This window comes from Thermus parvatiensis, assembly GCF_001535545.1.
In the GTDB taxonomy this organism is placed as follows: domain Bacteria; phylum Deinococcota; class Deinococci; order Deinococcales; family Thermaceae; genus Thermus; species Thermus parvatiensis.
The window spans coordinates 1,096,552-1,121,605 of record NZ_CP014141.1 but is presented as its reverse complement, the minus strand read 5'-3'; the positions used below and the strand labels follow the sequence as shown (position 1 = coordinate 1,121,605).

Here is a 25,054-nt window from a genome sequence, read left to right as displayed (position 1 = left end):
ATGCAGGAAACGCTTTTAGAGTTTTTCAAGAAGACGGGAAGGCCGCACCGACTGGAGGAGATCCTGCACCGGTTCGGCCTGGAGAAGCGGGAGGCCAAGGCCCACCTTAAGGCCTTGGTGGCGCGGGGGCTTCTGGAGAAGAAGGGAAGCCGGTACTTCCTGGCCAACCGGGTCCAGGGGCCCTTAAGCCTCCACCGGGACGGGTACGGCTTCGTCCGCCTCCCCGATGGGGACCTCTTTATCCCCCCGGGGTATACGGGGGACGCCTGGCCGGGCGACCTGGTGGAGGCCCGCGTCATGCCCTCGGGCCGGGACGGAAGGCCTTGGGGGGTGGTGGAGCGGGTCCTCAAGCGGGCGCGGGAGCGGCTTGTGGGGACCCTGGACTTCCGGAAAGGCCGCGCCCTGCTCCTCCCCGACGAGCCCAACCTCCCGGAGCTTCCCCTCGCCCCCGAGGGGCTTGAGGGCCTGAAGCGGGGAAGCCGCATCGTGGTCCAGGTCCACTACGGCAAGCGCCCCTACGGGACCTTCCTTGCGTACCTGGGGGAAGGGGAGGCCCCCGAGACGGAGACGGAGGCCGTCATCGCCAAGTACGGCCTCCGCGCCGAGTTTCCCGAGGAGGTCCTGAAGGAGGCGGAGGCCATCCCCTTGGAGATCCCCGAGGCGGAGCTTAGGCGGCGGGAGGACTTCAGGGGCCTTCGGGTCTTCACCATAGACGGGGTGGACGCCAAGGACTTTGACGACGCCATCCACGTGGAGCGCCTGCCTGGGGGCTACCGCATCGGGGTCCACATCGCCGACGTCTCCCACTACGTCAAGGAGGGGAGCCTCTTGGACCAGGAGGCCTTCCTCCGGGGCACCAGCGTCTACCTCCCGGGGCGGGTCCTCCCCATGCTTCCCGAAAGGCTTTCCAACGGGGTCTGCTCCTTGAGGCCGGGGGAGGACCGCCTGGTCCTCTCCGTGCTCGTGGACCTCACGGAGGACCTAAAGGTCAAGCGGGTCCGCTTCCGGGAAGGGGTCATCCGGAGCGTCGCCCGCCTCACCTACACGGAGGTGGAGGCCTTCGCCGAGGGCTTTGGCTTCCCTGAGGCGCACGCCTTCCTGGCGGAGGACTTGCGCCTCCTCTTGGACCTCACGCAGAGGATGCGGGAGAAGCGCCTAAAGGAGGGCGCCTTGGACTTCGCCTTCCCCGAGGTGAAGGTGGAGGTGGGGGAGGAAGGGGAGCTCCACCTCATCCCCCAGGCGGAGCCCAAGGCCAGAAGCCTCATTGAGGAGCTGATGCTCCTCGCCAACCGACTGGTGGCGGAGTACCTGGTGCAAAAGGGCCTCCCCGGTCTTTTCCGCGTCCACGAGGAGCCGGTCCAGGACGCCTACGAGAAGCTCCGCCAGGCCCTCGCCCGCCTGGGCTACACCCTCCCCCCCAAGCTTTCCGGCCACGCCCTGCAAAAGGCCCTCCTCGCCTCGCGGGGCCGCCCGGAGGAGCCCGTGGTGGCCTACCTCGTCCTCCGCTCCTTGCGCCTGGCCCGCTACGCCCCGGAGAACCTGGGCCACTTCGGCCTCGCCATGGAGCACTACCTGCACTTCACGAGCCCCATCCGCCGCTACCCGGACCTGGTGGTCCACCGGGTGCTGAAGGCCGCCTTGCGCCGGACCCTCACCCCGGCGCGGAAGGCGCGGTGGCAAGAGGCCTTTCCCGCCATCGCCGAGCACGCTTCAGAGATGGAAAGGAAGGCGGAGGCCGCCGAGAGGGAGCTCACCAAGTACTACATGGCCAAGTGGGCCGAGCTCCACGTGGGGGAGCGCTTTTTGGGGAAGGTCACCGGGGTGGCGAACTTCGGGGCCTTCGTGACCCTGCCAAATGGGGTGGAGGGCCTGGTGCGCCTCGAGGCCCTGGGGCCCTACACCTACAGCGAGGAGGCCATGGCCCTCCTCGGCCCCAAAGGGCGGAGGATCCGCCTCGGGGACGAGATGGAGGTGCGGATCGCCGGGGCCAACCCGAGGCTTAGGCAGGTGGACCTCCTCCCCGTGGAGGAGGCCCCTAAGAAAAAGAACGGGAAGGCAAAGGCTAAGGAGGTAGAGATGCGCAAGGTGGTGGGACCCCCCGAGGAGAAGGCGAAGCCGAGCCGCCCCGAGCGGCTCACGGTGCACACCATGTACATCGGGGAGTGGCGCCCCAAGGACGCGCCCCCGGAGGAGGCCCCGAAGGGCAGGCGGCGGAAGCGGCGCCGCTAGAGGACTAAAGTCCCCGCCCCCACCGCGCTTAAGGTGGGGGCCTCGAGGTCCAGGCGGTGGGCCAGGACCTTCCCCTTCCTTTCCCGGAGGAGGGGGAGGAGGCTTGCCACCACCTCCACCCCGTCGATGCGGGTGGGGTTGGCCCCCAGGAAGGCGAGGGCGGCCTCCGGCTCCCCTTCCGCGAGCCTTTCCAGGAAGCCCAGGTCCCGCCTCCGCGCCTCCTCCGCCAGGGTGCGGGTGAGGGGAGTGTCCCCGAAGCGGGGCCCCACGTGGGAGAGGTCCACGGCGAGGACGAGGAGGCCCGGGAAGTCCCGCAGGACCACCTTCAGGGCCTCCCCAAGCTCGGCGCTGCGCCTGGCCACGAGGAGGGGGAGGACACGGGCCTCGGGGAACCGCCCCTTCAGGAAGAAGAGGGGAAGCTCCAGGCTGTGCTCCTCCCGGAAGGCGAGGGGCGTGTTGAAGAGCTCAAAGGGAAGGAGGGCGTCTAAGGCCTGGAGGGCGGGAAGGTCCGGCAGGGCGGGGCCAAAGGGGGTCTGGAAGGGCACGGGGAGGGCGGCGGCCTTTTCCTTCAGCGGCCTGTGGGCGACCCCCACCAGGTAGATGCGCTCAGGGGGCGGGGTCTTCTCCAGGGCGGCGAGGGCCGCCCCGTAGACCTCGGGGACGCGGGAGGGCTCCAGGTGGGGCATGAGGAGGGCCCGGGCCTCCTCGCCTTCCCCCGGGTAGCTCGCTCGGAAGGCCTCGAGGAAGGCCCGGGCCTCCCGCTCTCCCTCGGGGTAGGAGAGCCCGGCGAGGCGCATGGGCCGCTCCCGCTTGAGCTTTTCCTCCTCCTCTTTGAGCCTCGCCGCCACCTTTTCCGTGAGGAGGAGGCCGGCTTCCTCCAGGGCCTTGGCCAGGTCTTCCAGCTCCTTCCTGGGCACCAGGACCCCGTGGCGCTTGAACACCTCCTCCTGCACCTCCTCCAGGGTCCTCCCCTCCATGAGGGAGAGGAGGAAAAGCCCGCCCTCGGTGAGGGCCAGGGGCTTCTCGTAGACCCCGTAGGGGTCGGAGACCAGAAAGCCCCCCTCAATGGGGGTGATCTGGGGTTCCCGAAGCCTGAGCCTCCCTTCCACCCCTCCAATATAGGAGAAAGGCCCGGGCCTCCTCCTTGGTCCCCACCCGGCCTTCGGCCTGGGCCTCGAGGAGGGCCTTCAGGGCCCTTCCCACCTCAGGGCCTTCCCGCAGGCCCAGAAGGGCCATCACCTCCTCCCCGGAGAGGAGGGGCCTTTGCGGCAGGGGGTCTTTCAGGGCCTCTTCGTAGCGCCCGAGCACCTCCCAGGCCTCGGTCTCCACGCCCCTCGTGGCCAGGCGGTCCGCCGCCATCAGGTAAACGAGGTCGGGGAGGAGGTCCTGGCGCCTCAGGAAGAAACGGCGCAGGGCCTTCCTCTCCTCGGGGAGGCGGTCCATGTGGCGGCGCACCAGGCCCGCCGCCCGCTCCACCGTGTCCTTGGGAAAGCGGAGCCAGGTGAGGCTCGCTCGGGCGATCTCCGCCCCCACCTCGGCGTGCCCCAAAAAGCGGAAGCGGCCCACCTCGGGGTCAAAGCGGCGGGTGAGGGGCTTGCCCACGTCGTGGAAGAGGGTGGCGAGGCGGGCCTCCAGGGGGGCCTCGGGCCAGAGCCAGAGGAGGTGGTGGACCGCGCTTAAGGTGTGGTCCCAGGCGGGAAGGTGGTGCACCCCGCCCTGCTCCAGGCCCACGAGAAGGACAAGCTCGGGGAGGTAGACCCCAAGAAGCCCCACCCTTTCCAGGAGGCGGAGACCGTAGGCCGCCTTTGGGGAGAGGAGGAGCCGGGCAAGCTCCTCCTTGACCCTTTCCCGCGCGGGGAGGGCCTCGGGGTGGGCCTGGAGGAACCGGGCGTGGCGGGCAAGGGCCTCCCGGGTCCTCTGGGGAAGCCCGAAGCCCAAGGTGGCGGCGAGGCGCACCCCCCGGAGGCTTCGCAGGTGGTCCTCGTAGAGGTTTTCCTCCCGCACGGGGACGAGGAGGTGCCGCCTCAGATCCTCCTCCACCCCCAGGAGGCCGAAGACGGCGCCCTGCCTCCAGAGGAGGGCGTTCAGACGGTAGTCCCGCCGGAGGAGGTCCTCCTCCAGCCTCCCCTCCAAGGGGGTGAAGTCCAGGGTCCTCCCCCTGAGGGCCAGGCGGTAGTGGCCCCGCTCGGGGTCCAGGGGGAAGAGGCTTCCCCCAAGGCGCCTCTTTGCCTCCTCGGCCGCCTTTTCCGGGTCCAAGGCGGCGTAGTCCAGGTCCGTTGGCCTTCTCCCCAGGAGGAGGTCCCGCACCGCCCCGCCCACGGGAAAGGCGTCCTTGGGGGTATAAAAGGGGAAGTCTATATGGGCCACGAGGCGAAGCACCCCATTATTATCGGCATCACCGGGAACATCGGCAGCGGCAAAAGCACCGTGGCTGCCCTCCTTAGGTCCTGGGGCTACCCCGTTTTGGACCTGGACGAGCTCGCCGCCCGGGCCCGGGAGAACAAGGAGGAAGCGCTGAAGCGCCTCTTCCCCGAGGCGGTGGTGGGGGGGAGGCTGGACCGGAGGGCCCTCGCCCGGCTCGTCTTTTCCGACCCGGAGAAGCTCAAAGCCCTCGAGGCCGTGGTCCACCCGGAGGTTAGGCGGCTTCTTATGGAGGAGCTTTCCCGCCTAGAGGCCCCCCTCGTCTTCCTGGAGATCCCCCTCCTCTTTGAGAAGGGGTGGGAGGGGAGGCTCCACGGAACCCTCTTGGTGGCGGCCCCCTTGGAGGAGCGGGTGAGGCGGGTGATGGCGCGCTCGGGGCTATCCCGCGAGGAGATCCTGGCCCGGGAGCGGGCCCAGATGCCCGAGGAGGAGAAGCGCAAGCGGGCCACCTGGACCTTGGAGAACACGGGGAGCCTCGAGGACCTGGAAAGGGCCTTGAAGGCGGTCCTGGCCGAGCTCACCGGGGGGGCCAGAGGAGGGCCAGGCTGACCCCGAGGGCGAAGAGCAGGTGGGCCGGGCCCCCACCGAGGAGGAGGGCGGCAAGGGGCAGGGCTAAGGCGAAGGCGAGGAGGGCGGGGTGGGCTTTGCGGCTTCCGAGGAGGAGGACGCCTGCGGGAAGGCCTGCCAGGAGGATGAGCCTCGGGTCCACGGCGAAGAGGACCCCCAGAGGGGCGAGGAGGCTTCCCGCCCGCCGAAGGCCGAGCCAGGGGCTTAGGGCGTGGGCGAAGGCCGCGGCCACCCCCGCCGCCAGGCCCCCGGCGTAGCTTTGGGCCAGGAACTCCCCCAGGGCCACGGCGAAGACCCCCTTGGCGAAGTCCAGGAAAAGGACGAGGCCTGCGGGGACGGGGCCGAGGCGCCAAAGCGGCTCCTTCCCCGACCACCCCTTGCCCTGGAGGGCGGCGAACCAGAAGGCGAAGGGAAGGCTTCCCATGAGGTAGCCCGCAAGGACCGCGGCGGCCATGCCCCCATGCTAGACAAAAGGCGCCCCTTCCGCCTATACTGGAGGGCGCTGCGGGGAGTAGCGCAGCCCGGTAGCGCACCTCGTTCGGGACGAGGGGGTCGCTGGTTCAAATCCAGTCTCCCCGACCAAGGGCCGGCCCTAGGGCCGGCTTCCTTTTTTCGGGTGGGGTTTGCGAAGCCCCCTTGGGGCGGTAAGCTGAAGGGCGTGGTGCGGATCCTGGGCGGCAAGGCCCGGGGCGTGGCCCTGAAGGTGCCCGCCTCGGCCCGTCCTTCCCCGGTGCGGCTGAGGAAGGCCCTTTTTGACTACCTCCGCCTCCGCTACCCGCGGCGAGGGCGCTTCCTGGACCTCTTCGCGGGGAGCGGGGCCGTGGGCCTCGAGGCCGCCAGCGAAGGCTGGGAGGCGGTTTTGGTGGAGAAGGACCCCGAGGCGGTCCGGCTCCTCAAGGAAAACGTCCGCCGCACGGGCCTCGGGGCCCGGGTGGTGGCCCTCCCGGTGGAGGTCTTCCTCCCCGAGGCCAAGGCCCGGGGGGAGCGGTTCACCGTGGCCTTCATGGCCCCGCCCTACGCCATGGACCTCGCTGCCCTCTTCGGCGAGCTTCTCGCAAGCGGCCTGGTGGAGGCGGGGGGGCTTTACGTCCTCCAGCACCCCAAGGACCTCTACCTCCCCTTAGGGGAGCGGCGGGTCTATGGGGAGAACGCCCTCACCCTGGTGGAGGTTTAGATGCACGTGGTCTACCCTGGGAGCTTTGACCCCCTGACCAACGGCCACCTGGACGTGATCCAGCGGGCGAGCCGGCTTTTTGAGAAGGTGACCGTGGCCGTCCTGGAGAACCCGAGCAAGCGGGGCCAGTACCTTTTTAGCGCCGAGGAGCGCCTGGCCATCATCCGGGAGGCCACGGCCCACCTGGCCAACGTGGAGGCGGCCACCTTCTCCGGCCTCCTCGTGGACTTCGTGCGCCGGGTAGGGGCCCAGGCCATCGTGAAAGGGCTTAGGGCGGTGTCCGACTACGAGTACGAGCTCCAGATGGCCCACCTGAACCGCCAGCTCTACCCGGGCCTCGAGACCCTCTTCATCCTCGCCGCCACCCGCTACTCCTTCGTCTCCAGCACCATGGTCAAGGAGATCGCCCGCTACGGGGGGGACGTCTCCAAGCTCGTACCCCCGGCGACCCTGAGGGCCCTGAAGGCCAAGTTGGGCCGGTAGAATGCGGTCTATGTGGGCCCTTCTTTCCGTCGCGGACAAGCGGGGGATCGTGGACTTCGCCCGGGGGCTTTTGGAGCTCGGCTTCCGCCTCCTGGCCACGGGGGGGACCTACCGCACCCTCCACGAGGCGGGGCTTCCCGTGACCTACATCTCCGAGTTCACCGGCTTTCCGGAGATCCTGGAGGGGAGGGTCAAGACCCTCCACCCCAAGGTGCACGCCGCCCTCCTCGCCCGTCCCGACCAGGAGGAGGAGCTTAAGGCCTTAGGGTTGGAGCGGATCGGGGTCTTGGCGGTGAACCTCTACCCCTTCCGGGAGACGGTGGCCCGGGGGGCTTCCTTTGCGGAGGCCCTGGAGCAGATAGACATCGGGGGTCCTGCCATGCTCCGGGCGGCGGCCAAGAACCACCAGGCGGTGCTTCCCGTGTGCGACCCCGAGGACTACCCCCGGGTCCTGGAGGCGCTCAAGGCGGGGCCCTCCCCGGACTTCCGCCAAAAGCTCGCCCGCAAGGCCTTCGCCCACACCGCCCTCTACGACGCCGCCATCGCCGAGTGGCTTTCCGGGGAGAAGTTCCCCGAGGAGAAGCTTTTGGCCCTCAGGCGGGAGGCCGCCTTGCGCTACGGGGAGAACCCCCACCAGGAGGCGGCCCTCTACCGGGTGGTAGGGGAGAGGGGGCCCCTGCTCGAGGCCCAGGTGCTTCAGGGGAAGGCCATGAGCTTCAACAACTACCTGGACGCCGAGGCCGCCTGGAACCTGGTCTCCGAGTTCGCCGAGCCCGCCTGCGTGGCCGTGAAGCACCAAAACCCCTGCGGCGTGGCCCTGGGGGAGACCCCCCTGGAGGCCTACCGGAAGGCCTACGAGGCCGACCCCGTCTCCATCTTCGGGGGCATCGTGGCCTTCAACCGCCCCCTGGACGGTCCCACCGCCGAGGCCATGAGCGGGGTCTTCCTGGAGGTGGTCCTGGCCCCGGGCTTCAGCGAAGAGGCCCTTGCCCTTTTCGCCCGGAAAAAAAACCTCCGCCTCCTCGAGGTGCCCTTCCCCGCCCAGGGGCCCTACCTGGACTTAAGGCGCCTCCGGGGCGGGGTGCTCCTCCAGGACGCGGACGCCCAAGACCCCATAGACCCCAAGGTGGTGACCCAGAAAGCCCCCGAGGAGGCCCACTGGCGGGATCTCCTTTTCGCCTGGAAGGTGGTGAAGCACGTGCGCTCCAACGCCATCGTGGTGGCCAAGGGGGGGCAGACCCTGGGGATCGGGGTGGGGCAGACGAACCGCCTTGCCGCCGCCCGGCACGCCCTGGAGGCGGCCGGGGAGAAGGCGAGGGGGGCGGTCTTAGCCTCCGACGCCTTCTTTCCCTTTGACGACGTGGTGCGCCTTGCCGCCTCCTACGGCATCGCCGCCATCATCCAGCCCGGGGGGAGCGTGCGGGACGAGGACTCTATACGGGCCGCGGAGGAGGCAGGCATCGCCATGGTCTTCACCGGCGTTCGCCATTTCCGCCACTAAGGCCTACTTCCCCACGCAGAAGTTCTGGAAGACCCGGGCCACCACCGCCTCGGCTACCCGGCCCTCCCCCCTGAGGGAGGCCAGGGCCTCGAGGACCTCCTCCAAGGCGAGCCCCATGAGGTCCTGGGGCAGCCCCAGGGCCTCCTTTAGGCGTTCCCTGGCCCTAAGGAGGGCCTCCACCTGACGCTCGGTGAGGAGGACTTCTCCCCCCTCCTTCCCCAAAAGGGCCTCTTTCAGGGCTTCCTTGAGGCGGTCTAGGCCTTCTCCCGTGAGGCTGGAGACGGGGATAAAGGCCGGGTCCTCCCAGGCCGGGGGGAGGTCGGCCTTGGTGGCCACCTTCAGGGTCCTTTCCCAGGGCAAGGGGGGCGGGGCGGGCTTGGGCAGGGAGCGGTCCACCACGTAGAGGACGAGGTCGGCTTCCTCGGCGATCCTTAGGGCCCTCTCCACCCCCATCCTCTCTAGGGGGTCTTCCGTCTCCCGCACCCCGGCGGTGTCCACGGCCACGAGGGGGATGCCGAAAAGCTCCAGGGGGGCCTCGAGGTAGTCCCGGGTGGTGCCGGGGATGGGGGAAACCAGGGCCCGCTCGTAGCCCAAAAGGGCGTTGAGCAGGGAGCTTTTACCGGCGTTAGGGGCCCCGATGAGGGCCAGGCGGGCCCCCTTTTGCGCCAGGCGCGAGGCCCGGGCCTGGCCCAGAAGCCCCTCCACCTCGGCCAAGGCCTCCCGAAGGACCCGCTCGGCCTCCAAGGGCTCCACCCCCTCCTCGGGGTAGTCCAAAAGGGCCTGGATGTGGGCCAGGAGGTCCAAAAGCCTCTGCTCTAGGGCCTCAATCTTGCGGGAGAAGGCCCCTTCCAAGGCCCTAAGGGCCTGCCTGCGAGCGAGCTCCCCTTCCGCCTCCACAAGGGCCAAGACCGCCTCCGCCTGGGCCAGGTCCAGCTTGCCGTTCATGTAGGCGCGGAAAGTGAACTCCCCCGGCCCCGCAAGCCGGGCCCCCGCCTCGAGGAGGACCTCCAAAACCCGCCTCAGGACCGCCGGGGAGCCGTGGGTGTGGAACTCCACCAGGTCCTCCCCGGTGTAGGAGCGGGGGGCACGGAAGACGAGGAGGAGGGCCTGGTCCAAGGCCTCCCCCGTCTTTGGGTCCACCACCTCCCCAAAGGTGAACCGCCCTCCCTTAAGCCCCCTGGGGTCCTTCCCCCGCCAGACGCGGGCGGCCAGCTCCAGGGCACCCTCCCCCGAAAGCCGCACCACCCCGATGGCCCCCTTACCCGGGGGGGTGGCGATGGCACAGATGGGGTCACGAAGTCGCATCCGCGGCCTCCTCTTCCAGCCCGAGCCACCGGGCCGCAAGCATCAAGGTGGGCCCCTGCAGGGCCACGGAAAAGAGCACGATGAAGAAGACCAGGTTAAAGAGGGTATGGGCCTCAGGAACCCCGGCCAGGAGCGGGTAGGTGGCCAGCACGATGGGCACCGCTCCCCTTAGGCCCACCCACCCCACGAGGAGGACCTCCCGCCAGGACCACCGTAAGGGGAGAAGGCAAAGGGCCACCGCCAAGGGCCGGGCCACGAACATGAGGAAGAGGGCCACCAGGGTCCCCTGGAGGGCCACCCCGGGAAGCTGGGAGGGGAAGACTAGGAGGCCCAGCACCAAGAACATCACCACCTGCATGATCCAGGCCACGCCGTCATGGAAGAGGAGGAGCTCGTCCTTGTCCCTCAAGGAGGCGTAGCCCACCACCAACCCGGCTACGTACACGGCGGCAAAACCGCTTCCCCCCAAGACGGCGGTAAAGCTGTAGGTGAAAAGGACCAGGGCAAAGCTCAGAAGGAGCCTCAAGCCCCGGTCCAGGAAGCTGAACCGGTCCCACGCCCAAGCGCTGGCCCGGCCCAGGGCGTACCCCAAGGCCAACCCCAGGCCCAGCTGCTTGAAGCCCATCCACACCAGGTCCTGGGGCTGGGCCATGTCCAGGAGAAGCGCGGTGACGCCCACGGTGAGCAGGATGGCCATGGGGTCGTTAACCCCCGACTCCAGCTCCAAAAGGGCCTTTAGCTGTTCCCGAAGCCGCACTCCTTGGGCCCTAAGCACGCTGAACACGGCGGGCGCATCGGTGGAGGCGACGACGGACCCCAAGAGGAGGCCAAGGAGCGGGGGAAAACCCAGGACCAGGCTGGCGAAAAAGCCCACCAGCCAGGCGGTGAGGAACACCCCCAGGGTGGCGAGCACCAGGCTAGGAACCAGGACGGGGCGTACCTTGGCCCAGTCCGTGTCCAGACCGCCGGCAAACAGGATGAAGGCCAAAGCCATCACCCCAAGGCCTTGGGCTAGGCGGGCATTGTCAAAGTAGATGCCCCCAGGGCCGTCGGAACCGGCCAGCATCCCCAGGACGAGAAAGAAGAGCAGGGAGGGGATGCCAAACCGCTGGGAGACCCGGCTCAGAAGGATGCTTAAAAGCAGGAGAACCGAGCTCCCAAACAAGAAGAGGTCGGCGGAAGCGCCGGCCATACCCCCATTCTAAAGGGCTTCCTCCAGAGCCCGAAGGGTCTTTTCCACCTCCACCTCCGTGTGAGCTACGGAGAGGAAGGCCGCCTCAAAGTTGGAAGGGGGCCAGTAAATGCCCCGGTCTAAAAGGCCGTGGAAGAAGCGCTTGAAAAGCTCCGTGTCCGTGCGTTTGGCGTCCTGGAAGGTGACCACGGGGCCCTCGGTGAAGAAGACGGTGAGCATGGAGCCCATGCGGTTCACCGCGTGGGGAACGCCCTTTTGCGAGAGCACCTCCCTAAGGCCCGCCTCCAGCTTAGCTCCCAGGTCCTCCAGGTAGCGGTAGTAGCCCGGGTTTTCCTCCAGGATCTCCAGGGTGGCGAGCCCCGCCGCCATGGCCAAGGGGTTCCCGGAAAGCGTCCCCGCTTGATAGACGGGGCCCAAGGGGGCCACCTTCTCCATGATCTCCCGCCTCCCCCCGTAGGCGGCGGCGGGAAGCCCCCCGCCCAGGATCTTGCCCAGGGTAATGAGGTCGGGCTTTAGGCCGAGCCGTTCCGTGGCCCCGCCGAAGGCCAGGCGGAAGCCCGTCATTACCTCATCGGCGATGAGGAGGACGCCGTAGGCCTTGGCCTCGTGGAGGGCCTTTAGAAAGTCCTCCGTGGGGACCAGGACCCCGGCGTTGCCGACCACAGGCTCAAAGATGATGGCGGCGATCTCCTCGCCCCGCCGCTTCAGCACCTCCCGCAGGCCCTCGGGGTCGTTGTACTCCAGGACCAGGGTGAGCTTGGCGTATTCCTCGGGCACCCCGGCGCTAGAGGGCACGCCGAAGGTGAGCGCCCCCGAGCCCGCCTCCACCAAGAGGCCATCGGCGTGGCCGTGGTAGTTGCCCCGGAACTTCACCACGTACTTCCGGCCCGTGTACCCCCGGGCGAGGCGGATGGCGCTCATGGTGGCCTCGGTCCCCGAGTTAACGAAGCGCACCAGCTCCATCTTTGGGTAGGCCCGCTTCACCGCCTGGGCCAGCGCCACCTCCAGGGGGTTGGGGGCTCCGAAGGTAAGGCCCTTCTCCGCCACCTCCTTCACCCGGGCCACCACCTCGGGGTGGGCATGGCCCAGGATGAGGGGACCCCAGCTCATCACATAGTCCAGGTATCGGTTCCCGTCGGCATCCCACACATACGCCCCCCCCCCCCGCACCAGGAAGGGGGGGGTACCGCCCACGGCCTTGAAGGCCCGCACGGGGCTACTCACCCCGCCCGGGATGTGCCGCTTGGCCTCGGCAAAAAGCCGCTCGGAAGTGGGCCGCTCCATGCCCCCTACTCTAGCGGCTTTTCCCCGGGAAAGGGTAGCCTCGGAGGGATGAGCGGGTGGACCTACCTCTTCCTCGCCATCCTCTCCGAGATCCTGGCTTCCAGCGCCCTCAAGGCCTCCCAGGGCTTCAGCCGCCTCCTCCCGAGCCTCGTGGTGGTGGGAGGCTACGGCCTCGCCTTTTACTTCCTGAGCCTCTCCTTGAAGACCGTTCCCCTGAGCCTGGCCTACGCCGTCTGGGCCGGGGTGGGGACGGCGGCCATCGCCCTCATCGGGGCCTTTTTCTTCGGGGAGGCCATCTCCCCCAAGGGGTGGCTCGGCATCGCCCTGGTAGCGGCGGGGGTGGTTCTCATCCACCTAGCGGACTAGGGGCGAATGGGCCTAAGCCCCAGGGCCTCGAGGTGGGCCAAGAGCGACCTCAGATCCAAGGCCCCTACGTAGAGAAGCGTCCGGAAGCCAAGGCCTCCGGCCTCCCGGAAAAGGTGGAGGCCGAGGAGGGGCGTCCGGGTGGCTTCCAAGGCCTCCAAGAGCGCCCTCAGACGGGGAAGGTCCGGCACCAGGACCTCGAGGGGGCTTGCCGGGGCCCCAGGGCGTAAGTGGTCTAGGAGACCCCTGAGCAGGTCAAAGGCCGTGACCAAGCCCACCAAGACCTCCTCTTCCACCACCGGCAGGGCACCCACCCGGGCGGCTTCCATGCGGAAGGCCGCCTCCTCGGGAGACTCCTCCGGGTGGGCTTTGGGGAACTCCTGGAGGAAGCGGGCCACGGGCGCTTCCCACTGGGCCTGCACCGAAGCGGGGGCCCAAGGAGCGAGGAAGGGGCGGAGGTACCTCTCCCCCACCATGCCCCGGTAACGGCCCCCGTCCACCACGGGCAGGTAGCGCACCCCCGTCTGGACCAGAAGGCGGTGGGCCTGCCCTAGGGGCACCTGGGGCCCTACCACCACGAGATCGGTGCGCATGAGGTCCCGCAGGACCGGGGTCCGGGCCAAGGGCTCTCTCATAAGTGCATGATGGGTTACTGTTGGCCTAATGTCAAGTGTATTGGGGCTTGCCTAGTAAATTGCCTTGTACCCCGGAGGGGCGGGAGAAGGGAGAGAAGAACCCTAAGGCCGTAGGCGATGAGCTCCAAAAGCGCCCGCGCCATGGCCGTCCAAGGCTTCCGCTCCCAAAGGTACCCCCCACCCAGCCGCGTCTTCATCCCCCCAAACACCCCCTCCACCACCCCGCGAAACCGGTACACCTCGGGGTCCCACCCCTCCCGCGCCCGCACCCGCGCCTCCTCCCTGGCCTCGCCCCCGCCCCGAAGCCGGATCACCGGCCGCACCCCCGCCTCCCCCAAAACCCCCCACACCTCCTTCCCGTCAAACCCCGCGTCCGCCAAAAGCCACCCCCGGGAAGGAGGAAACCGCCTCAGCACCTCCCCCCCAAGCCGGGGGTCCGGGGCGTAGCCCTCCCCCACCACTCCACCCCAGGGCCATAAGAGCCGCCTCTCCCTATCCCACCGCATCAGGGCCAGAAGCCGCGCGTGCCCCCGCACCCGCCGCACCTCCTTCCCCCGACGAAAGCGGAGAAGCCGGTCCTTGCTCCGGTAGGCCAGCCCCGTGGTGTCCATGAGGTAGAGGGGGGGAAAGCGCCGCCAGGTGTGCCGGCGCCTCGTCCGAAGCCGCTTCGCCTTCCGGCGAGGACTCCGGGGCGAGATGGGCCTCCAGTTCCCGGGAAAGCCTCTCCAGGAGGGCCTCAAGGAGTTTGGGGTCCAGGTGCTTGAGGGCGTAGCGGGCCAGGGACTGGTGGGAAGGGAAGGGGCCTTCCATCAGGTCCTGGAGTGAGGCCTCCGTCTCGCGGTAGGTGAGGTGGAAGAAAGCGCGGAAGAGAAGGAGGGCCAGGTAAAGGGCGTGGCTGTAGCGCCAGGGGCGGCCCCGCTTGCCTTTGGGGGTGGGAGGGGCCACCTCCCGGGCCAGGCGCAGGCAGTGTTCCAGGACCTCCTTGGGGCTTGCCTCCCTGCGAAGGAAGCCTCGCTTGCCCATCAGGAGAGAGATATACACCCGTCCTCCTGACCTTTGCAAGGCAAGCCCAGTGTATTGTCACAGGACAGACTTGACCGCTATACCGCATAGAGCCTCAGGAAGCGCAGGGCGGAGAGGGGGTTGAAGGAGAAGGCCTCCAAGGCCGCCTTCTTCTCCCTGACCCCTTGGCGGTGAAGCATGGAGACCAGAAAGGCCCGGAGGGCCGCCAAGACCTGTGCCCCCACCCCCCGCACCTGGCAGGCATCCTCGTGGAGGAGAACGTCCCGTACCCAAAAGGACCGGTTCTCTACCTCCCACCGGTAAAGGAGAAGCTCCCCAAGCCGCCTCGCCTCCGCCACCTCCGGCCCCAAGCTGGTGAGGGCGTAGCTCACCGTCCGCCGCACCTCCCCCGTCCCCTTGTGCCTCACCTCCCGCTCCATCCGCACCACCTGCCGGCACCCGGGAAAGGCCCGCACCTCTTCCGGCAGGTAGGGGGAAGCCCAAACCCGGTAGGTCCACACCTCCCCATCCCGCACCAGATTCCACACCGCCTCGGTCTCGCCAGGAAGCCGCCTCTCCTCCATGCCCTTGAACACCTCCAAGGCCCACTCCAAAAGTTCCCCCTGGTTAGCCTTCAGGACAAAGAGGTACGCCCCCCTTTTTGCACCACCTTCCCCGCTAACTCCGGGTACAGGTACCCCGCGTCCCCCACCACCACCTTCCCCTTGAGCCCCTCCGCCCCCAGGCGGTCCAGGAGCTCCAAAAGGGCTTGGTCCTCCCTCCCCTCCGCCCGGGCCTGGGCCAGGGTGGTATGGAGGTGCAGGGCCAGGACCTCCACCAGCTTCACCTGGGCGCTTTTCCCCTTGCCGCTTCCCCGCAGGTGCTTCCCGTCTACCACCAGGACTTCCCCAAGGTCGGCTTCGGGGAAGACCTGGAGGAGGGCCGCTTGGAGCTTTTCAGGATCCAGGCGGTGAAGGAGAAGGGTGATGGCGGTGTGGCCTGGGGCCTTGCGCAGGCCCAGGTGGGGCAAGAGGTGGGGGTTGGCGCGGGCGAAGCGTTCCACGCCCCTCAGGGAGTCCACGCGGGAAAGAAAAGCCACCAGGATGAGGGCCAGGAGGCCCCAAAGGGGGTACTGCCGGTTGCGGGCCCGGGGGTCGGGGATCTGGGACAGGGCTTCGCGCAGGGTCATGCCCCCTCTTTACTCCAGGAGCCGCATATAGGTCAAGTCTGTGTCACAGGACTTTACCCACATCTCCGTTTCGTGGTAAATCTACCCTTGCGGGCGCAGCCCGTATCTGGTACCGGGGGTGATCCATGGACATGCTCAAGGTGGCCGAGGCCAGGCTCCAGGAGTTCACGGGCCGTTTTGCGAGCGTTTTCCCCCGATAAGCGCCTCCACCGACGGTTTGAAGAGGTGGTGCGGGGCGCCTTGGCCGCAGGCTCAGCCCGGGTGAGCGAGATGGTGGCCTCGCTCCCTTCTCCCCTCCAGAACCGCTTCCACCAGGCCAAAGCCCTTTACCGCTTCCTGTCCAACCCACGGGTGGAGGCAGAAGCCCTCCTTGACCGGGTCTATCAGGAGAGCGCGACTGCCCTGGAGGGTGAGGAGGTTCTGGTCCTCCTGGACCTGAGCCCGGTGGCCAAGCCCTATGCCCGGGCCCTGGAGGGGATAGCCCGGGTGGGGAAGGATAGGCGGCCCGGGTACGAGCTCCTCACCGCCCTGGGGTTGGACCCCGCGGGGCGGCTGGCCCTGGGGTACGCCCACCTGGTGGCCTACGGGGAGAGGGGGTTTGCCAGCCTGCCCAAGGAGGTGGAGGGAGCCATTGAGGCGGCCCGGGAGCGATTGGGGGGCGTGGGCAGGAGGCTGGTGTATGTGGCGGACCGGGGGTTTGACGACCGGAAGGTGTTTGGGCAGGTGCTGGCCCTGGGGGAGGAGTTCGTGGTGCGGGTCTACCGGGACCGGAAGCTTGGGGAGGGGGGTTCTCTGGCGAAGGTGGCTTCTTCCCTGGCCCTTCCCTGTGGGGAGGAGGTGGAGCTGAGGGTAGGGGGCAGGTACCAGCGGGTGCGGCTCCACTTCGGATGGAGGGAGGTGGAGGTGGAGGGGAGGCGGCTCCACCTGGTGGTCTGCCGGGTGCCAGCCCTGGGGCGGCGTGGGGAGTGGTGGCTACTGACCAGCTTGCCGGTGAGGGGGAGGGAGGAGGCGGCGCGGGTGGTGGAGGCGTACCGCAGGCGGTGGGAGGTGGAGCGGTTCTTCCGGCTTTTGAAGACGGGGCTGGGGCTTGAGACCTTCCAGGTGCGGGGGCTTGCCCGGATCCGGAAGGTGGTGGCGGTTTTGCTGGGGCTGGCGGTGTTCCTTTGGGAAGTTGAGCGGTTGGGGGATCCGTTCAAGGGGTTTCTTTTGCAGCTCGGGGGCAAGCTGGGGCTGCCCAGCGAGAGGGATGGTCCGTACCTGCTCCTGAGGGGCCTGGTTCGCCTGCTCAACTATGAAGTCACCCAAGAACTCTTGAAGCAGGCTAAGGGAGGGCGAGGAAGGAGTTTTGGGTAAAGCCCTGTATTGTCAGACTTGACCTATATGCGGCTCCTGGAGTAAAGAGGGGGCATGACCCTGCGCGAAGCCCTGTCCCAGATCCCCGACCCCCGGGCCCGCAACCGGCAGTACCCCCTTTGGGGCCTCCTGGCCCTCATCCTGGTGGCTTTTCTTTCCCGCGTGGACTCCCTGAGGGGCGTGGAACGCTTCGCCCGCGCCAACCCCCACCTCTTGCCCCACCTGGGCCTGCGCAAGGCCCCAGGCCACACCGCCATCACCCTTCTCCTTCACCGCCTGGATCCTGAAAAGCTCCAAGCGGCCCTCCTCCAGGTCTTCCCCGAAGCCGACCTTGGGGAAGTCCTGGTGGTAGACGGGAAGCACCTGCGGGGAAGCGGCAAGGGGAAAAGCGCCCAGGTGAAGCTGGTGGAGGTCCTGGCCCTGCACCTCCATACCACCCTGGCCCAGGCCCGGGCGGAGGGGAGGGAGGACCAAGCCCTTTTGGAGCTCCTGGACCGCCTGGGGGCGGAGGGGCTCAAGGGGAAGGTGGTGGTGGGGGACGCGGGGTACCTGTACCCGGAGTTAGCGGGGAAGGTGGTGCAAAAAGGGGGGCGTACCTCTTTGTCCTGAAGGCTAACCAGGGGGAACTTTTGGAGTGGGCCTTGGAGGTGTTCAAGGGCATGGAGGAGAGGCGGCTTCCTGGCGAGACCGAGGCGGTGTGGAATCTGGTGCGGGATGGGGAGGTGTGGACCTACCGGGTTTGGGCTTCCCCCTACCTGCCGGAAGAGGTGCGGGCCTTCCCTGGGGCCAGGCAGGTGGTGCGGATGGAGCGGGAGGTGAGGCACAAGGGGACGGGGGAGGTGCGGCGGACGGTGAGCTACGCCCTCACCAGCTTGGGGCCGGAGGTGGCGGAGGCGAGGCGGCTTGGGGAGCTTCTCCTTTACCGGTGGGAGGTAGAGAACCGGTCCTTTTGGGTACGGGACGTTCTCCTCCACGAGGATGCCTGCCAGGTGCGGGGGGTGGGGGCACAGGTCTTGGCGGCCCTCCGGGCCTTTCTGGTCTCCATGCTTCACCGCCAAGGGGTCAGGGAGAAGAAGGCGGCCTTGGAGGCCTTCTCCTTCAACCCCCTCTCCGCCCTGCGCTTCCTGGGGCTCTATGCGGTATAGCGGTCAAGTCTGGTGTATTGTTGACAGTTGAGCATCACTTACAAGGCTGATAGTAACTAGACAGCCCGAACGCTCTCCCCAAGCCCCCGACATAATGCGCAACTGGCGCACCTAAAGTGCGCTCCCCAGGCTTACTGGCCGAAAAGGGCCTCCAAGGGCAACCGGAAGCCCGGTAGGGCCTCTCCCCCTTCCAGCGCCTCGTGGGCGCGAAGAAGCCGCCCTGCCCCGCCTCGCCCGTAGACCTCCACCGCCTTGAGCTCGGGGTAGACCAGCCACACCGCCTTGGCCCCCGCCTCCAGGTAGTCCAGCACCTTGGCCAAAAGCTCCTCCGCCTCCTCCCCGGGGGAGACCACCTCCACGGCGAGGTCCGGGGCCCCCTCGTAGAACCCCTCCCGGGCCACCTCCTTGAGCCTTTCGTGGGAGAGGAACCAGACGTCGGGGCTTCGCACCCGGTCGGGATCCCGGCGGAGGACGAACCCCCCCTCCACCCCAGCCACGCCGCGCCCCGTTTCTTCCAGCCAACGCATCAGGTGGTAACCGATCCGCAAAGCGATCCTTCCGTGCTCCGGCTTGGGCGGCCTCTCCTCCCGGACCTCCCCGTCCACAAGCTCCCCCGCTCTAGAGGCAGGGCGAAGAACTCCTCGGCCGTCAGGCGGGTCTTGACCATGGGGCCTCCTCCTTAGTAGGTTAGCGCCTTCCTCAAGGCGGCGAGGACCCTCCTCGCGTTTGGCCGGTAGAGGTGCTCAATGGCGCTGAAGGGCGGGTAAGGGGCGTCGTAGCCCGCCACCCGGAGAACCGGGGCCTGGAGGTAGTCTATGGCCCCTTCGGCGATGCGGGCCGCGATCTCCGCCCCGAAGCCCCCGGTGCGCATGGCCTCGTAGACCACGATGGCCCGGCCCGTCGCCCGCACGGCCTCGAGGAGGGTCTCCTCGTCCGGGGGACCAGGGTCTCCAGGTCCACCACCGTGACCTCCACCCCCTCCCTTTGGGCCACCTCCGCCGCCTCCAGCATCACCTCCACCATGCCCCCATAGCCGATTAAGGTGGCCGCCTTTCCCTCCCTAAGGACCCGGGCCTTCCCCAGGGGCAGGGTGTAGTACCCTTCCGGCACCTCCGCCCTCGCGCCCCGGTAGAGCTTGATGGCCTCGAGGAAGAACACGGGGTCCTCGTCCTCAATGGCGGAAAGGAGAAGCCCCTTGGCCCTTTCCGGGCTTGAGGGGATCACCACCTTGACCCCCGGGGTGTGGCAGAGGAGGGCCTCGGGGGAGTCGGCGTGCTGCTCCGGGGTGTGGACGCCCCCGCCGTAAGGGGCCCGCACCACCACGGGAAGCCCCACCCGTCCCCGGGAGCGGTGCCGCCAGCGGCCGAGGTGGGAGAGGATCTGGTCCAGGGCGGGGTAGAGGAACCCGGCAAACTGGATCTCCGCCACCGGCCGCATCCCCCCATGGCGAGCCCGATGGCCATCCCCAGGATGCCGCTTTCCGCCAGGGGCGTGTCAAAGACCCGCTTCTCCCCGTACTTCGCCTGCAGGCCCTCCGTGACCCGGAAGACCCCCCGAGCCGCCCCACGTCCTCCCCGAAGACCAAAACCCGCTCGTCCCGGGAAAGGGCCAGGTCCAGGGCCTCGTTGATGGCTTGGACCATGTTGAGGACGCGCATCACTCCACCTCCTCCACGTGGAGGCCTCGCCTGAGGGCCTCCCAGGCCCGCCTCTGGTCGGGGCCCATCTCGGCGTAGACATGCTCCACGATCTCCTCGGGCCTGGGCTCGGGGGCTTCGTCGGCCAGGGCGAGCTCCCTCTGGAACTCCTCCTCAAGCTCAAGAAGAAGCGCCTTCTCCGCCTCCTCGTCCCAAAGGCCCCGCCCCTCCAGGGCCTTCCGCAGGCGGAGGATCGGGTCCTTGGCCCGCCAGGCCTCCTCTTCCTCTTTGCTGCGGTAGCGGGAGGGGTCGTCGGAGGTGGTGTGGGGGGCGAGGCGGTAGGTGAGGGCCTCGAGGAGGGTGGGGCCCTCCCCCTTCCGTGCCCGTTCCACCGCCTTCCTGGCCTCCAGGTAAACGGCCACGGCGTCGTTGCCGTCCACCACCACCCCGGGAATCCCATACCCCTCCGCCCTCCTGGCGATGAAGTCCACCCGCATCTGCCGGCTCCGGGGCACGCTGATGGCGTAGCCGTTGTTCTGCACCAGGAAGAGGACCGGGGCATCAAAAACCGCGGCAAAGTTAAGCCCCTCGTGGAAATCCCCTTCGCTGGTGCCGCCATCCCCGATGGAGGTGGCCACTACCCAGTCCTCCCCCCGGTACCGGCCCGCCAGGGCCAGACCCACCGCCTGGGGAATCTGGGTGGCGATGGGGATATAGGGATTCACCGCCCGTACCTCCTCGGGAAAGCGCCAGCCTGCGGGGTGGGCCCGCCAGTAAAGGATCAGAACGTGGATGGGAAGCCCCCGGGCCAGGAGCAGGGCGGACTCCCGGTAGCTGGGCACCACCCAGTCCCTCTCCCCAAGGCCAGGGCCACCCCCACCTGGGCCGCCTCCTGGCCCATAAAGGGGGCATAGACCCCAAGCCGCCCCTGGCGCTGAAGAAGGAGGGCCTTCTCGTCGAAAAACCGGGCCCGGCGCATGGCCCGGTAGAGGGCAAGGGCTTCCCCCTCCTTAAGGGGAAGCTCTCCCCTATCCAGGTACTGGACTACCTTGGGTTTCACGCAGGGGAGTTTACCACGGCGGCCAGGCGGTCCAGGGCCAGGGAGATCTCCTCCTCGCTCTTGCAGAAGGCAAAGCGGAAAAGCCCAGGAGGAGGGTCTTCCCGGTAGAAGGCGCTGGCGGGAATCAAGGCCACCCTGGCTGCTTCCACCAGCTGGAAGGCATCAAAGCCGGGAAGCTCGGCCATGAGGAAGTAGGTACCCTCAGGCTCGTAAACCTTGAGGCCCATGGACCTGAGCCCGGAAAGGAGCAGGTCCCGCCTCTTCCGGTAGCCTTCCCGCAAGGCCTCGTAAAACCCCTCTTTCCGGGCCAGCCTCAAGGCCTCCGCCACCCCCGCCTGCAGGGGGGTGGGGGCGGAGAAACTCGTCCACTGGCGCATCCCCGCCAGGGTGGGCATGAAGGCCTTGGGGCCCACAATCCAGCCCACCCGGTAGCCGGTGGCCTCGAGGCGCTTGCCGGCACTCCCCACGGTGAAGGTGCGCTCCGGGGCAAAGTCCCGCAGGCGCCTGGGCCTTTCCCCGTAGTAGAGCTCGTCGTAGACCTCGTCGGAGACCAGGAAGAGGTCGTACCTCCGGGCCAGCTCGGCCACGGCCCGAAGCTCCTCCTCGCCGAACACCAGGCCCGTGGGGTTCATGGGGGCGTTGAGGAGGAGGGCCCGGATGCGCGGGGTGATGGCCTCTTCCAGGGCCTTTAGGTCCAGGCGGAAGCCCTCCTGGGTAAGCCCAAGGCGCACCAGCCGCACCCCGGCCCCGGCCAGGAAAGCGTCGGGCAGGTACACGTCAAAGAAGGGCTCCAGGACCACCACCTCCTCCCCCGGCCCCACCAAGCTCTGGAGGAGGACATAGAGGGCCTCCGTGGCCCCCGAGGTCACCACCACCGCCTCCGGCTCCACCCCGAACTCCTCCGCTAGGGCCTCCCGCAAGGGGGGAAACCCGGCGGGGGAGCGTACTGGTCGTAGCGGCCCAGGGCCCGCCGCACCGCCTCGAGGAGAAAGGCCGGAGGAGGGTTGGAGGGAAAGCCCTGGCCCAGGTTTACCGCCCCAAGGCGCTGGGCCAGGGCGCTCATCTTGGGGAAGATGCTCTCCTTGGCCGCCTCGGTGCGGGGGTGGAGGCGCATGGGGATAGGGTAGCGCAAAGTTATGCGCTGTGGGAAGGGCGGGCCTCCCCGAAGAGGTGGAGGAAGAGGGCCTCGAGGCTCGGCGTCCCCCGGGAGACCTCCAACACTTCCACGGGGAGGGTTCCCAAGACCTCCCGCAGCGCCTCCCACGGCCCCAGGAAGAAGAGGACCTCGGGGCCTTCCGCACTCCAGCCGGGGCCCAGGGCCTTGAGGAGGGCCTCCGCCTTGGGCTCGGCGAGGCGCACCCGGTACCCCTCCCCGGCCCAGTCCCGGAGGAGGGCCCGGGTGGGGCCCTGCCGCCGCACCTCCCCCCGGTGGAGGAAGGCCACCCGGTCGCTCACCCGCTCCACCACCTCGAGGTCGTGGGAGGTGAGGAGGATACCCCAGCCCTCCTTCTTAAGCTCCAGGAGGATCCCCTCAAACTCCCTCCGGCTCACGGGGTCCAGGCCCAGGGTAGGCTCGTCCAGGAGGAGGAAGCGGGGCTTGAGGGCCAGGGCCAGGGCCAAGGCCGCCTTCTGCTGCATGCCCCGGGAGAGGGAGGCGAGGGGGGCGTGGAGGCGGTCCTTTAGGCCGAAGCGCTCCAGCCAGGCCTCAAACCGGGGGCGGACTTCCTTTGGGGGAAGCCCCCGGATGCCCCCGAAGTAGAGGGCGTTCACCAGGAGGCTCAGGTTGACGTAGAGGTTGCGGCTTCCCTCCAGGAGGACGCCGAACTCGTGGCCCTGGGGCCTGCGCCGCGCCCCGCCCTCTTCCAGGACCACCTCTCCCGCGTCGGGGAGGAGGAGGCCGAGGACGACCTTGATGAGGGTGGTCTTGCCCGCCCCGTTGGGGCCCAAAAGGCCCAGGATCTCCCCGGCCCCAAGCTCCAGGCTCACCCCCTTGAGGGCCTCCAGCTTGCCGAAGCGCTTGTGGACGTTCTGCACCAAAAGCCGCATCAGTACCTCCCTAATAGGCCCCTCCGCCGCACCGCCGCGTAGACCCAGGCCATGGCGAAAAGCCCCGCCCCGAGGAAGAGGAGGGCTTGGACCAGGGCCAGGAGGAGAAGCCCCGGAGAAACCTCCTCCCCTGTGAAGGCGAGCCGGAGGAGGTAGGCCCCCGGGGCAAAGGGCAGGTGGGCCATCCAGGGCTCAAACCGGACCAGATAAAAGAAGTAGGGCAGGAAGAGGAACTGGACGATGGTGAAAAACTCGTCCACCTGCTTGAAGTACAAGGCAGTGGCCCCCATGAGGAGGCCGAAGCCCAAGGCGGCCAGGAAAAGGGGCAAGAACCCCAAAGGCCAGCGGGCCAGGGGGCCTAGGGTCACGCCGAAGGCCAAGGCCAAGGGTAGGAGGACCAAAAGGCTCCAGAGAACCCCGAATAGGCTTTGCACCAGGGCCCGAAGGAGGAGCTGGCGCAGGAGGCCTCCCCGGGCCAGGGCCATGTGTTCCAGGGTCCCCAGTTGCGCCTCGCCCTGGACCGTGTAGGCGATGGACTGGAAGGTGAACAAGGTGAGGTTGAAGGCCGTGAAGACCAGAAGCAGGGGGCCTGGGTCCAAGAAGCGGGCCTCCTCGGGGGTAAGCCGGCTAAAGCCCAAAAGGATTGCGTAGAAGTAGAGGAGGCTCCCCCCAGGTTTGCCAGCGTGTTGAACCAGTAACGCCGGGTTCGGGCCCAAGAGAGCAGGAACTCGCTCCAAAGCGGCCAGAGCATGCAGACCTCGCTAAAGATGTGGATGACAGCAGGAAGTTTCTTGGCACCTGGTAGCCTGCTGCCATCCAGGTCTTGGCTACATTAGCCCTATTATCTTTGAGGGCAGGGCGCGGGCATCCTTCCACCGCAACCCGGGTCACCCAAGGGCTGCACCCGGGAAGGCTTTACAATCCACCGCATCTTCCTCACCTCCTTTCCCTAGCCCGTGCAGGGCCGAGGTGCCGGCTCCGCCTCGCCTGCGCGTTCAAAAACACCTGGAGTTAGACGAAGAACGCCTGCTTGAGTAAATCCTAAGGTCTGTCCACTGGTAATAGTAACCTGCCCAGGCTGAGCTGTAGCACCCCATACTCCCGTAGGCCACGCTCATGCACTGGGAAGTGGGCCAACCCGAGTCGTAGCAGGGTGGAGGCCAGTCGTTTGCCGCCTTGGCGCTGGTTCGGGTTTCCACCTGGCCCCAGATGATGCTGCCCGTAGAGCAGCTGGCGAAAGCGTAGGCCTTAGCCCCAGGAGAGGCTGTGGTGGGCAGGGCCGAGGCCGCCAAGCTACAGGACGGAAAAAGGGACTGGGGGCCCAGGTGCTGGACCAGGAGGGGAAAAGTATCCAGACCCACCACCATTCCCCCATCAGAGGTCTTGAGCTCCGGGGGCAAACCCTGGAAGTCTCCACCCCAAGGGAGGTTCTCCGGACCGTACCGTTTCATCTGTCCCACAATTTCCCCCAGCTTCGCCCTAAGTTCCTGGCGTTGCGGTTCCTTCAGGGGGAGAGGGATCCTCTCCAAGAAGGCCCTTTCCAGGACGCTTACCACAAGCTCCTCGTCGGACCAAAGAGCCTGCTGCTCCTTCACAAAGCGCAGCTGTTCCTCCCAGAATGCCTTTTCCTCGGAGGTGGCTTGGGCCATCCTTCCCTGGGCGTATTCAGCGAACTTCCGCACGCTTTCCTCGCTCAAAAGAGGTGGCGCTATATCCAGGGAAACCCTCCCCTCCCCCTCCCGGTACCGGATTCCGGGGGCGAGTTCCATCCAGGCAGCGGATTGATCGGGGGATTGGGAAGGCGTTGCGGTTGCCGCTCCCCGCCCGCAGCCCGCAAAAAGACCAGAGAGAACGACCAGGAGCGCCAAGGGCACTCTTGAATTCCAGGCGAAGGGCCTCACGTGGACCCGCCGCGTCCGGCCGACGGCTTTGACCTCCTGCACGTCCTTGAGCATCGCCTCCACCCCCTTCCGGGTTAGCCTCAGGGTAGCAAGAGGAAGGTAACGCCCGCGTAACTCAGGAAGCTCTCATAAAGACTCTAGGGCGTTACGCGGAGGTTACATGGGCCGGGGTAGCCTTCAGGTGTGCGGCTCCTGTGGCTTCTCCTCGCCCTACTCGGGGGCTCTGGGGTCCTTCCCCAATGCCTCGCCCCCACTGCCCGCCCCCGGGGCCGGGGCTTTAAGTGTCCGTACTAGCCTGCCTTCACCGCCACCCCCCTCCCGCCCAGGAGGCGAAGCCGAGGAGGAGCCCCCCGGCCAGGAGGAGGAGCCTTCCCCTGGGCCACCGGTCGGCCAGATGCCCCCCGTAGAGGGCGAAGAGGGGCTCGGCCAGGAGGCAGAAGGTCAGGGCTGAGCTCGCCTCTAGGGGGCACAAGGCCCCAAGAGCGGTGAGGGCGGCGTGGGGGAAGTAGAAGAACCCTGCTCCAAAGAGGCGGAAGGCTTTCAGCCAGAGGAGGGCCAGCGTCATACG

At 67.9% G+C, this 25,054-nt stretch carries 19 protein-coding genes, 1 tRNA gene and 7 pseudogenes; 10 read left to right on the top strand and 17 right to left on the bottom strand.

The features are described 5' to 3' along the window. Positions 1–2,229 (top strand): ribonuclease R, encoded by a 2,229-nt coding sequence (gene rnr / locus AV541_RS06170; RefSeq protein ID WP_060384494.1) that lies wholly within the window; start codon positions 1–3, stop codon positions 2,227–2,229. Here rnr and amrB read toward each other — a convergent pair. Together amrB and AV541_RS06160 are read right to left on the bottom strand one after the other, a co-directional pair. Beyond that, positions 2,226–3,338 carry an AmmeMemoRadiSam system protein B gene (amrB, locus tag AV541_RS06165; RefSeq protein ID WP_060384493.1) on the bottom strand — a complete coding sequence of 371 codons (1,113 nt, stop codon included), beginning with the start codon at positions 3,336–3,338 and terminating at the stop codon, positions 2,226–2,228. The two genes, rnr and amrB, sit on opposite strands and share 4 nt — an antisense overlap. Further along, a complete protein-coding gene (locus AV541_RS06160; protein WP_008630751.1) occupies positions 3,292–4,608 on the bottom strand; it encodes an HDIG domain-containing metalloprotein in 1,317 nt (438 codons plus the stop codon). The genes amrB and AV541_RS06160 overlap by 47 nt, the downstream gene beginning before the upstream one ends. Between AV541_RS06160 and coaE the strand changes: the two genes are divergently transcribed. Then, complete coding sequence (gene coaE / locus AV541_RS06155; RefSeq protein ID WP_060384492.1) at positions 4,588–5,199, top strand: dephospho-CoA kinase; 612 nt, start codon at positions 4,588–4,590, stop codon at positions 5,197–5,199. The two genes, AV541_RS06160 and coaE, sit on opposite strands and share 21 nt — an antisense overlap. On the opposite strand, the gene AV541_RS06150 is transcribed toward coaE, so the two are convergent. Continuing rightward, a complete protein-coding gene (locus tag AV541_RS06150) occupies positions 5,168–5,671 on the bottom strand; it encodes a glycerol-3-phosphate acyltransferase (RefSeq protein ID WP_060384491.1) in 504 nt (167 codons plus the stop codon). The two genes, coaE and AV541_RS06150, sit on opposite strands and share 32 nt — an antisense overlap. Positions 5,672–5,722: 51 nt before the next feature. On the opposite strand from AV541_RS06150, the gene AV541_RS06145 reads away from it, so the two are divergent. The 4 genes from AV541_RS06145 (at position 5,723) to purH (ending at position 8,375) form a co-directional block, all read left to right on the top strand. Continuing rightward, positions 5,723–5,799, top strand: a tRNA-Pro gene (locus AV541_RS06145). A 76-nt stretch (positions 5,800–5,875) separates the two neighbouring features. Further along, entirely contained in the window at positions 5,876–6,391 is a 516-nt protein-coding gene (locus AV541_RS06140; protein ID WP_165738668.1) for an RsmD family RNA methyltransferase, read from the top strand. Then, the gene (gene coaD / locus AV541_RS06135; protein WP_014629670.1) at positions 6,392–6,874 is read left to right on the top strand and encodes a pantetheine-phosphate adenylyltransferase; all 483 of its coding nucleotides are present in this window, start codon (positions 6,392–6,394) and stop codon (positions 6,872–6,874) included. 10 nt (positions 6,875–6,884) lie between these two features. Continuing rightward, entirely contained in the window at positions 6,885–8,375 is a 1,491-nt protein-coding gene (gene purH / locus AV541_RS06130) for a bifunctional phosphoribosylaminoimidazolecarboxamide formyltransferase/IMP cyclohydrolase (protein WP_060384489.1), read from the top strand. 3 nt (positions 8,376–8,378) lie between these two features. Here the strand turns inward: purH and mnmE are convergent, their stop codons facing one another. Genes mnmE through hemL form a run of 3 tightly spaced genes read right to left on the bottom strand, consistent with a single transcriptional unit; the run spans position 8,379 to position 12,156 of the window. Next, entirely contained in the window at positions 8,379–9,680 is a 1,302-nt protein-coding gene (gene mnmE / locus AV541_RS06125; protein WP_060384488.1) for a tRNA uridine-5-carboxymethylaminomethyl(34) synthesis GTPase MnmE, read from the bottom strand. Continuing rightward, the gene (locus tag AV541_RS06120) at positions 9,667–10,872 is read right to left on the bottom strand and encodes a potassium/proton antiporter (protein ID WP_008630769.1); all 1,206 of its coding nucleotides are present in this window, start codon (positions 10,870–10,872) and stop codon (positions 9,667–9,669) included. Before AV541_RS06120 ends, mnmE begins: the two co-directional genes overlap by 14 nt. A gap of 9 nt (positions 10,873–10,881) precedes the next feature. Further along, entirely contained in the window at positions 10,882–12,156 is a 1,275-nt protein-coding gene (gene hemL / locus AV541_RS06115) for a glutamate-1-semialdehyde 2,1-aminomutase (RefSeq protein ID WP_060384487.1), read from the bottom strand. Positions 12,157–12,204: 48 nt separating this feature from the next. Here hemL and AV541_RS06110 point away from each other — a divergent pair, with 48 nt between their 5' ends. Continuing rightward, entirely contained in the window at positions 12,205–12,522 is a 318-nt protein-coding gene (locus AV541_RS06110) for a DMT family transporter (protein ID WP_008630771.1), read from the top strand. Here AV541_RS06110 and AV541_RS06105 read toward each other — a convergent pair. Next, positions 12,519–13,154 carry a CBS domain-containing protein gene (locus tag AV541_RS06105; RefSeq protein WP_060384486.1) on the bottom strand — a complete coding sequence of 212 codons (636 nt, stop codon included), beginning with the start codon at positions 13,152–13,154 and terminating at the stop codon, positions 12,519–12,521. The two genes, AV541_RS06110 and AV541_RS06105, sit on opposite strands and share 4 nt — an antisense overlap. A 51-nt stretch (positions 13,155–13,205) precedes the next feature. Beyond that, positions 13,206–13,852, bottom strand: a pseudogene (locus AV541_RS11140) (transposase). Between AV541_RS11140 and AV541_RS12390 the strand changes: the two are divergent. Beyond that, on the top strand, positions 13,794–13,979 hold the full coding sequence (locus tag AV541_RS12390; protein ID WP_223966770.1) for a hypothetical protein: 186 nt from the start codon (positions 13,794–13,796) through the stop codon (positions 13,977–13,979). The pseudogene AV541_RS11140 and the gene AV541_RS12390 overlap by 59 nt on opposite strands. A gap of 275 nt (positions 13,980–14,254) precedes the next feature. Here AV541_RS12390 and AV541_RS13585 read toward each other — a convergent pair. Beyond that, positions 14,255–15,345, bottom strand: a pseudogene (locus AV541_RS13585) (ISAs1 family transposase). A 228-nt stretch (positions 15,346–15,573) separates the two neighbouring features. On the opposite strand from AV541_RS13585, the gene AV541_RS06080 reads away from it, so the two are divergent. Together AV541_RS06080 and AV541_RS13580 are read left to right on the top strand one after the other, a co-directional pair. After that, positions 15,574–16,698 carry a transposase gene (locus AV541_RS06080; protein ID WP_082367395.1) on the top strand — a complete coding sequence of 375 codons (1,125 nt, stop codon included), beginning with the start codon at positions 15,574–15,576 and terminating at the stop codon, positions 16,696–16,698. 54 nt (positions 16,699–16,752) lie between these two features. Beyond that, positions 16,753–17,843, top strand: a pseudogene (locus tag AV541_RS13580) (ISAs1 family transposase). 131 nt (positions 17,844–17,974) lie between these two features. On the opposite strand, the gene AV541_RS06065 reads toward AV541_RS13580, so the two are convergent. The 8 genes and pseudogenes from AV541_RS06065 to AV541_RS06030 all read right to left on the bottom strand — a co-directional run bounded on the left by AV541_RS06065 (position 17,975) and on the right by AV541_RS06030 (position 25,051). Then, on the bottom strand, positions 17,975–18,448 hold the full coding sequence (locus tag AV541_RS06065) for a Uma2 family endonuclease (protein WP_244880475.1): 474 nt from the start codon (positions 18,446–18,448) through the stop codon (positions 17,975–17,977). A 74-nt stretch (positions 18,449–18,522) separates the two neighbouring features. After that, positions 18,523–19,500 (bottom strand): annotated as a pseudogene (locus AV541_RS06060) (alpha-ketoacid dehydrogenase subunit beta). After that, positions 19,500–20,539 (bottom strand): annotated as a pseudogene (gene pdhA / locus AV541_RS06055) (pyruvate dehydrogenase (acetyl-transferring) E1 component subunit alpha). The pseudogenes AV541_RS06060 and pdhA overlap by 1 nt, the downstream one beginning before the upstream one ends. Then, positions 20,536–21,653 (bottom strand): annotated as a pseudogene (locus tag AV541_RS06050) (pyridoxal phosphate-dependent aminotransferase). Before AV541_RS06050 ends, pdhA begins: the two co-directional pseudogenes overlap by 4 nt. 20 nt (positions 21,654–21,673) lie before the next feature. Further along, the gene (locus AV541_RS06045; RefSeq protein ID WP_060384485.1) at positions 21,674–22,585 is read right to left on the bottom strand and encodes an ABC transporter ATP-binding protein; all 912 of its coding nucleotides are present in this window, start codon (positions 22,583–22,585) and stop codon (positions 21,674–21,676) included. Continuing rightward, positions 22,585–23,336: pseudogene (locus AV541_RS06040) on the bottom strand (ABC transporter). Before AV541_RS06040 ends, AV541_RS06045 begins: the two are co-directional and overlap by 1 nt. A 244-nt stretch (positions 23,337–23,580) precedes the next feature. Beyond that, positions 23,581–24,540, bottom strand: a complete 960-nt coding sequence (locus tag AV541_RS06035; RefSeq protein ID WP_038035326.1) for a hypothetical protein — start codon at positions 24,538–24,540, stop codon at positions 23,581–23,583. 247 nt (positions 24,541–24,787) lie between these two features. After that, entirely contained in the window at positions 24,788–25,051 is a 264-nt protein-coding gene (locus AV541_RS06030) for a hypothetical protein (protein ID WP_008632309.1), read from the bottom strand. Positions 25,052–25,054: the final 3 nt, after the last annotated feature.

What these genes read in the sequence shown, in the direction of transcription:
- rnr (WP_060384494.1), top strand. Translation starts at nt 1, where the DNA reads ATGCAGGAAACGCTTTTAGAGTTTTTCAAGAAGACGGGAAGGCCGCAC.
- coaE (WP_060384492.1), top strand. Translation starts at nt 4,588, where the DNA reads ATGGGCCACGAGGCGAAGCACCCCATTATTATCGGCATCACCGGGAAC.
- AV541_RS06150 (WP_060384491.1), bottom strand. Translation starts at nt 5,671, where the DNA reads ATGGCCGCCGCGGTCCTTGCGGGCTACCTCATGGGAAGCCTTCCCTTC.
- coaD (WP_014629670.1), top strand. Translation starts at nt 6,392, where the DNA reads ATGCACGTGGTCTACCCTGGGAGCTTTGACCCCCTGACCAACGGCCAC.
- purH (WP_060384489.1), top strand. Translation starts at nt 6,885, where the DNA reads ATGTGGGCCCTTCTTTCCGTCGCGGACAAGCGGGGGATCGTGGACTTC.
- mnmE (WP_060384488.1), bottom strand. Translation starts at nt 9,680, where the DNA reads ATGCGACTTCGTGACCCCATCTGTGCCATCGCCACCCCCCCGGGTAAG.
- AV541_RS06120 (WP_008630769.1), bottom strand. Translation starts at nt 10,872, where the DNA reads ATGGCCGGCGCTTCCGCCGACCTCTTCTTGTTTGGGAGCTCGGTTCTC.
- hemL (WP_060384487.1), bottom strand. Translation starts at nt 12,156, where the DNA reads ATGGAGCGGCCCACTTCCGAGCGGCTTTTTGCCGAGGCCAAGCGGCAC.
- AV541_RS06110 (WP_008630771.1), top strand. Translation starts at nt 12,205, where the DNA reads ATGAGCGGGTGGACCTACCTCTTCCTCGCCATCCTCTCCGAGATCCTG.
- AV541_RS06105 (WP_060384486.1), bottom strand. Translation starts at nt 13,154, where the DNA reads ATGAGAGAGCCCTTGGCCCGGACCCCGGTCCTGCGGGACCTCATGCGC.
- AV541_RS06045 (WP_060384485.1), bottom strand. Translation starts at nt 22,585, where the DNA reads ATGCGGCTTTTGGTGCAGAACGTCCACAAGCGCTTCGGCAAGCTGGAG.
- AV541_RS06035 (WP_038035326.1), bottom strand. Translation starts at nt 24,540, where the DNA reads ATGCTCAAGGACGTGCAGGAGGTCAAAGCCGTCGGCCGGACGCGGCGG.
- AV541_RS06030 (WP_008632309.1), bottom strand. Translation starts at nt 25,051, where the DNA reads ATGACGCTGGCCCTCCTCTGGCTGAAAGCCTTCCGCCTCTTTGGAGCA.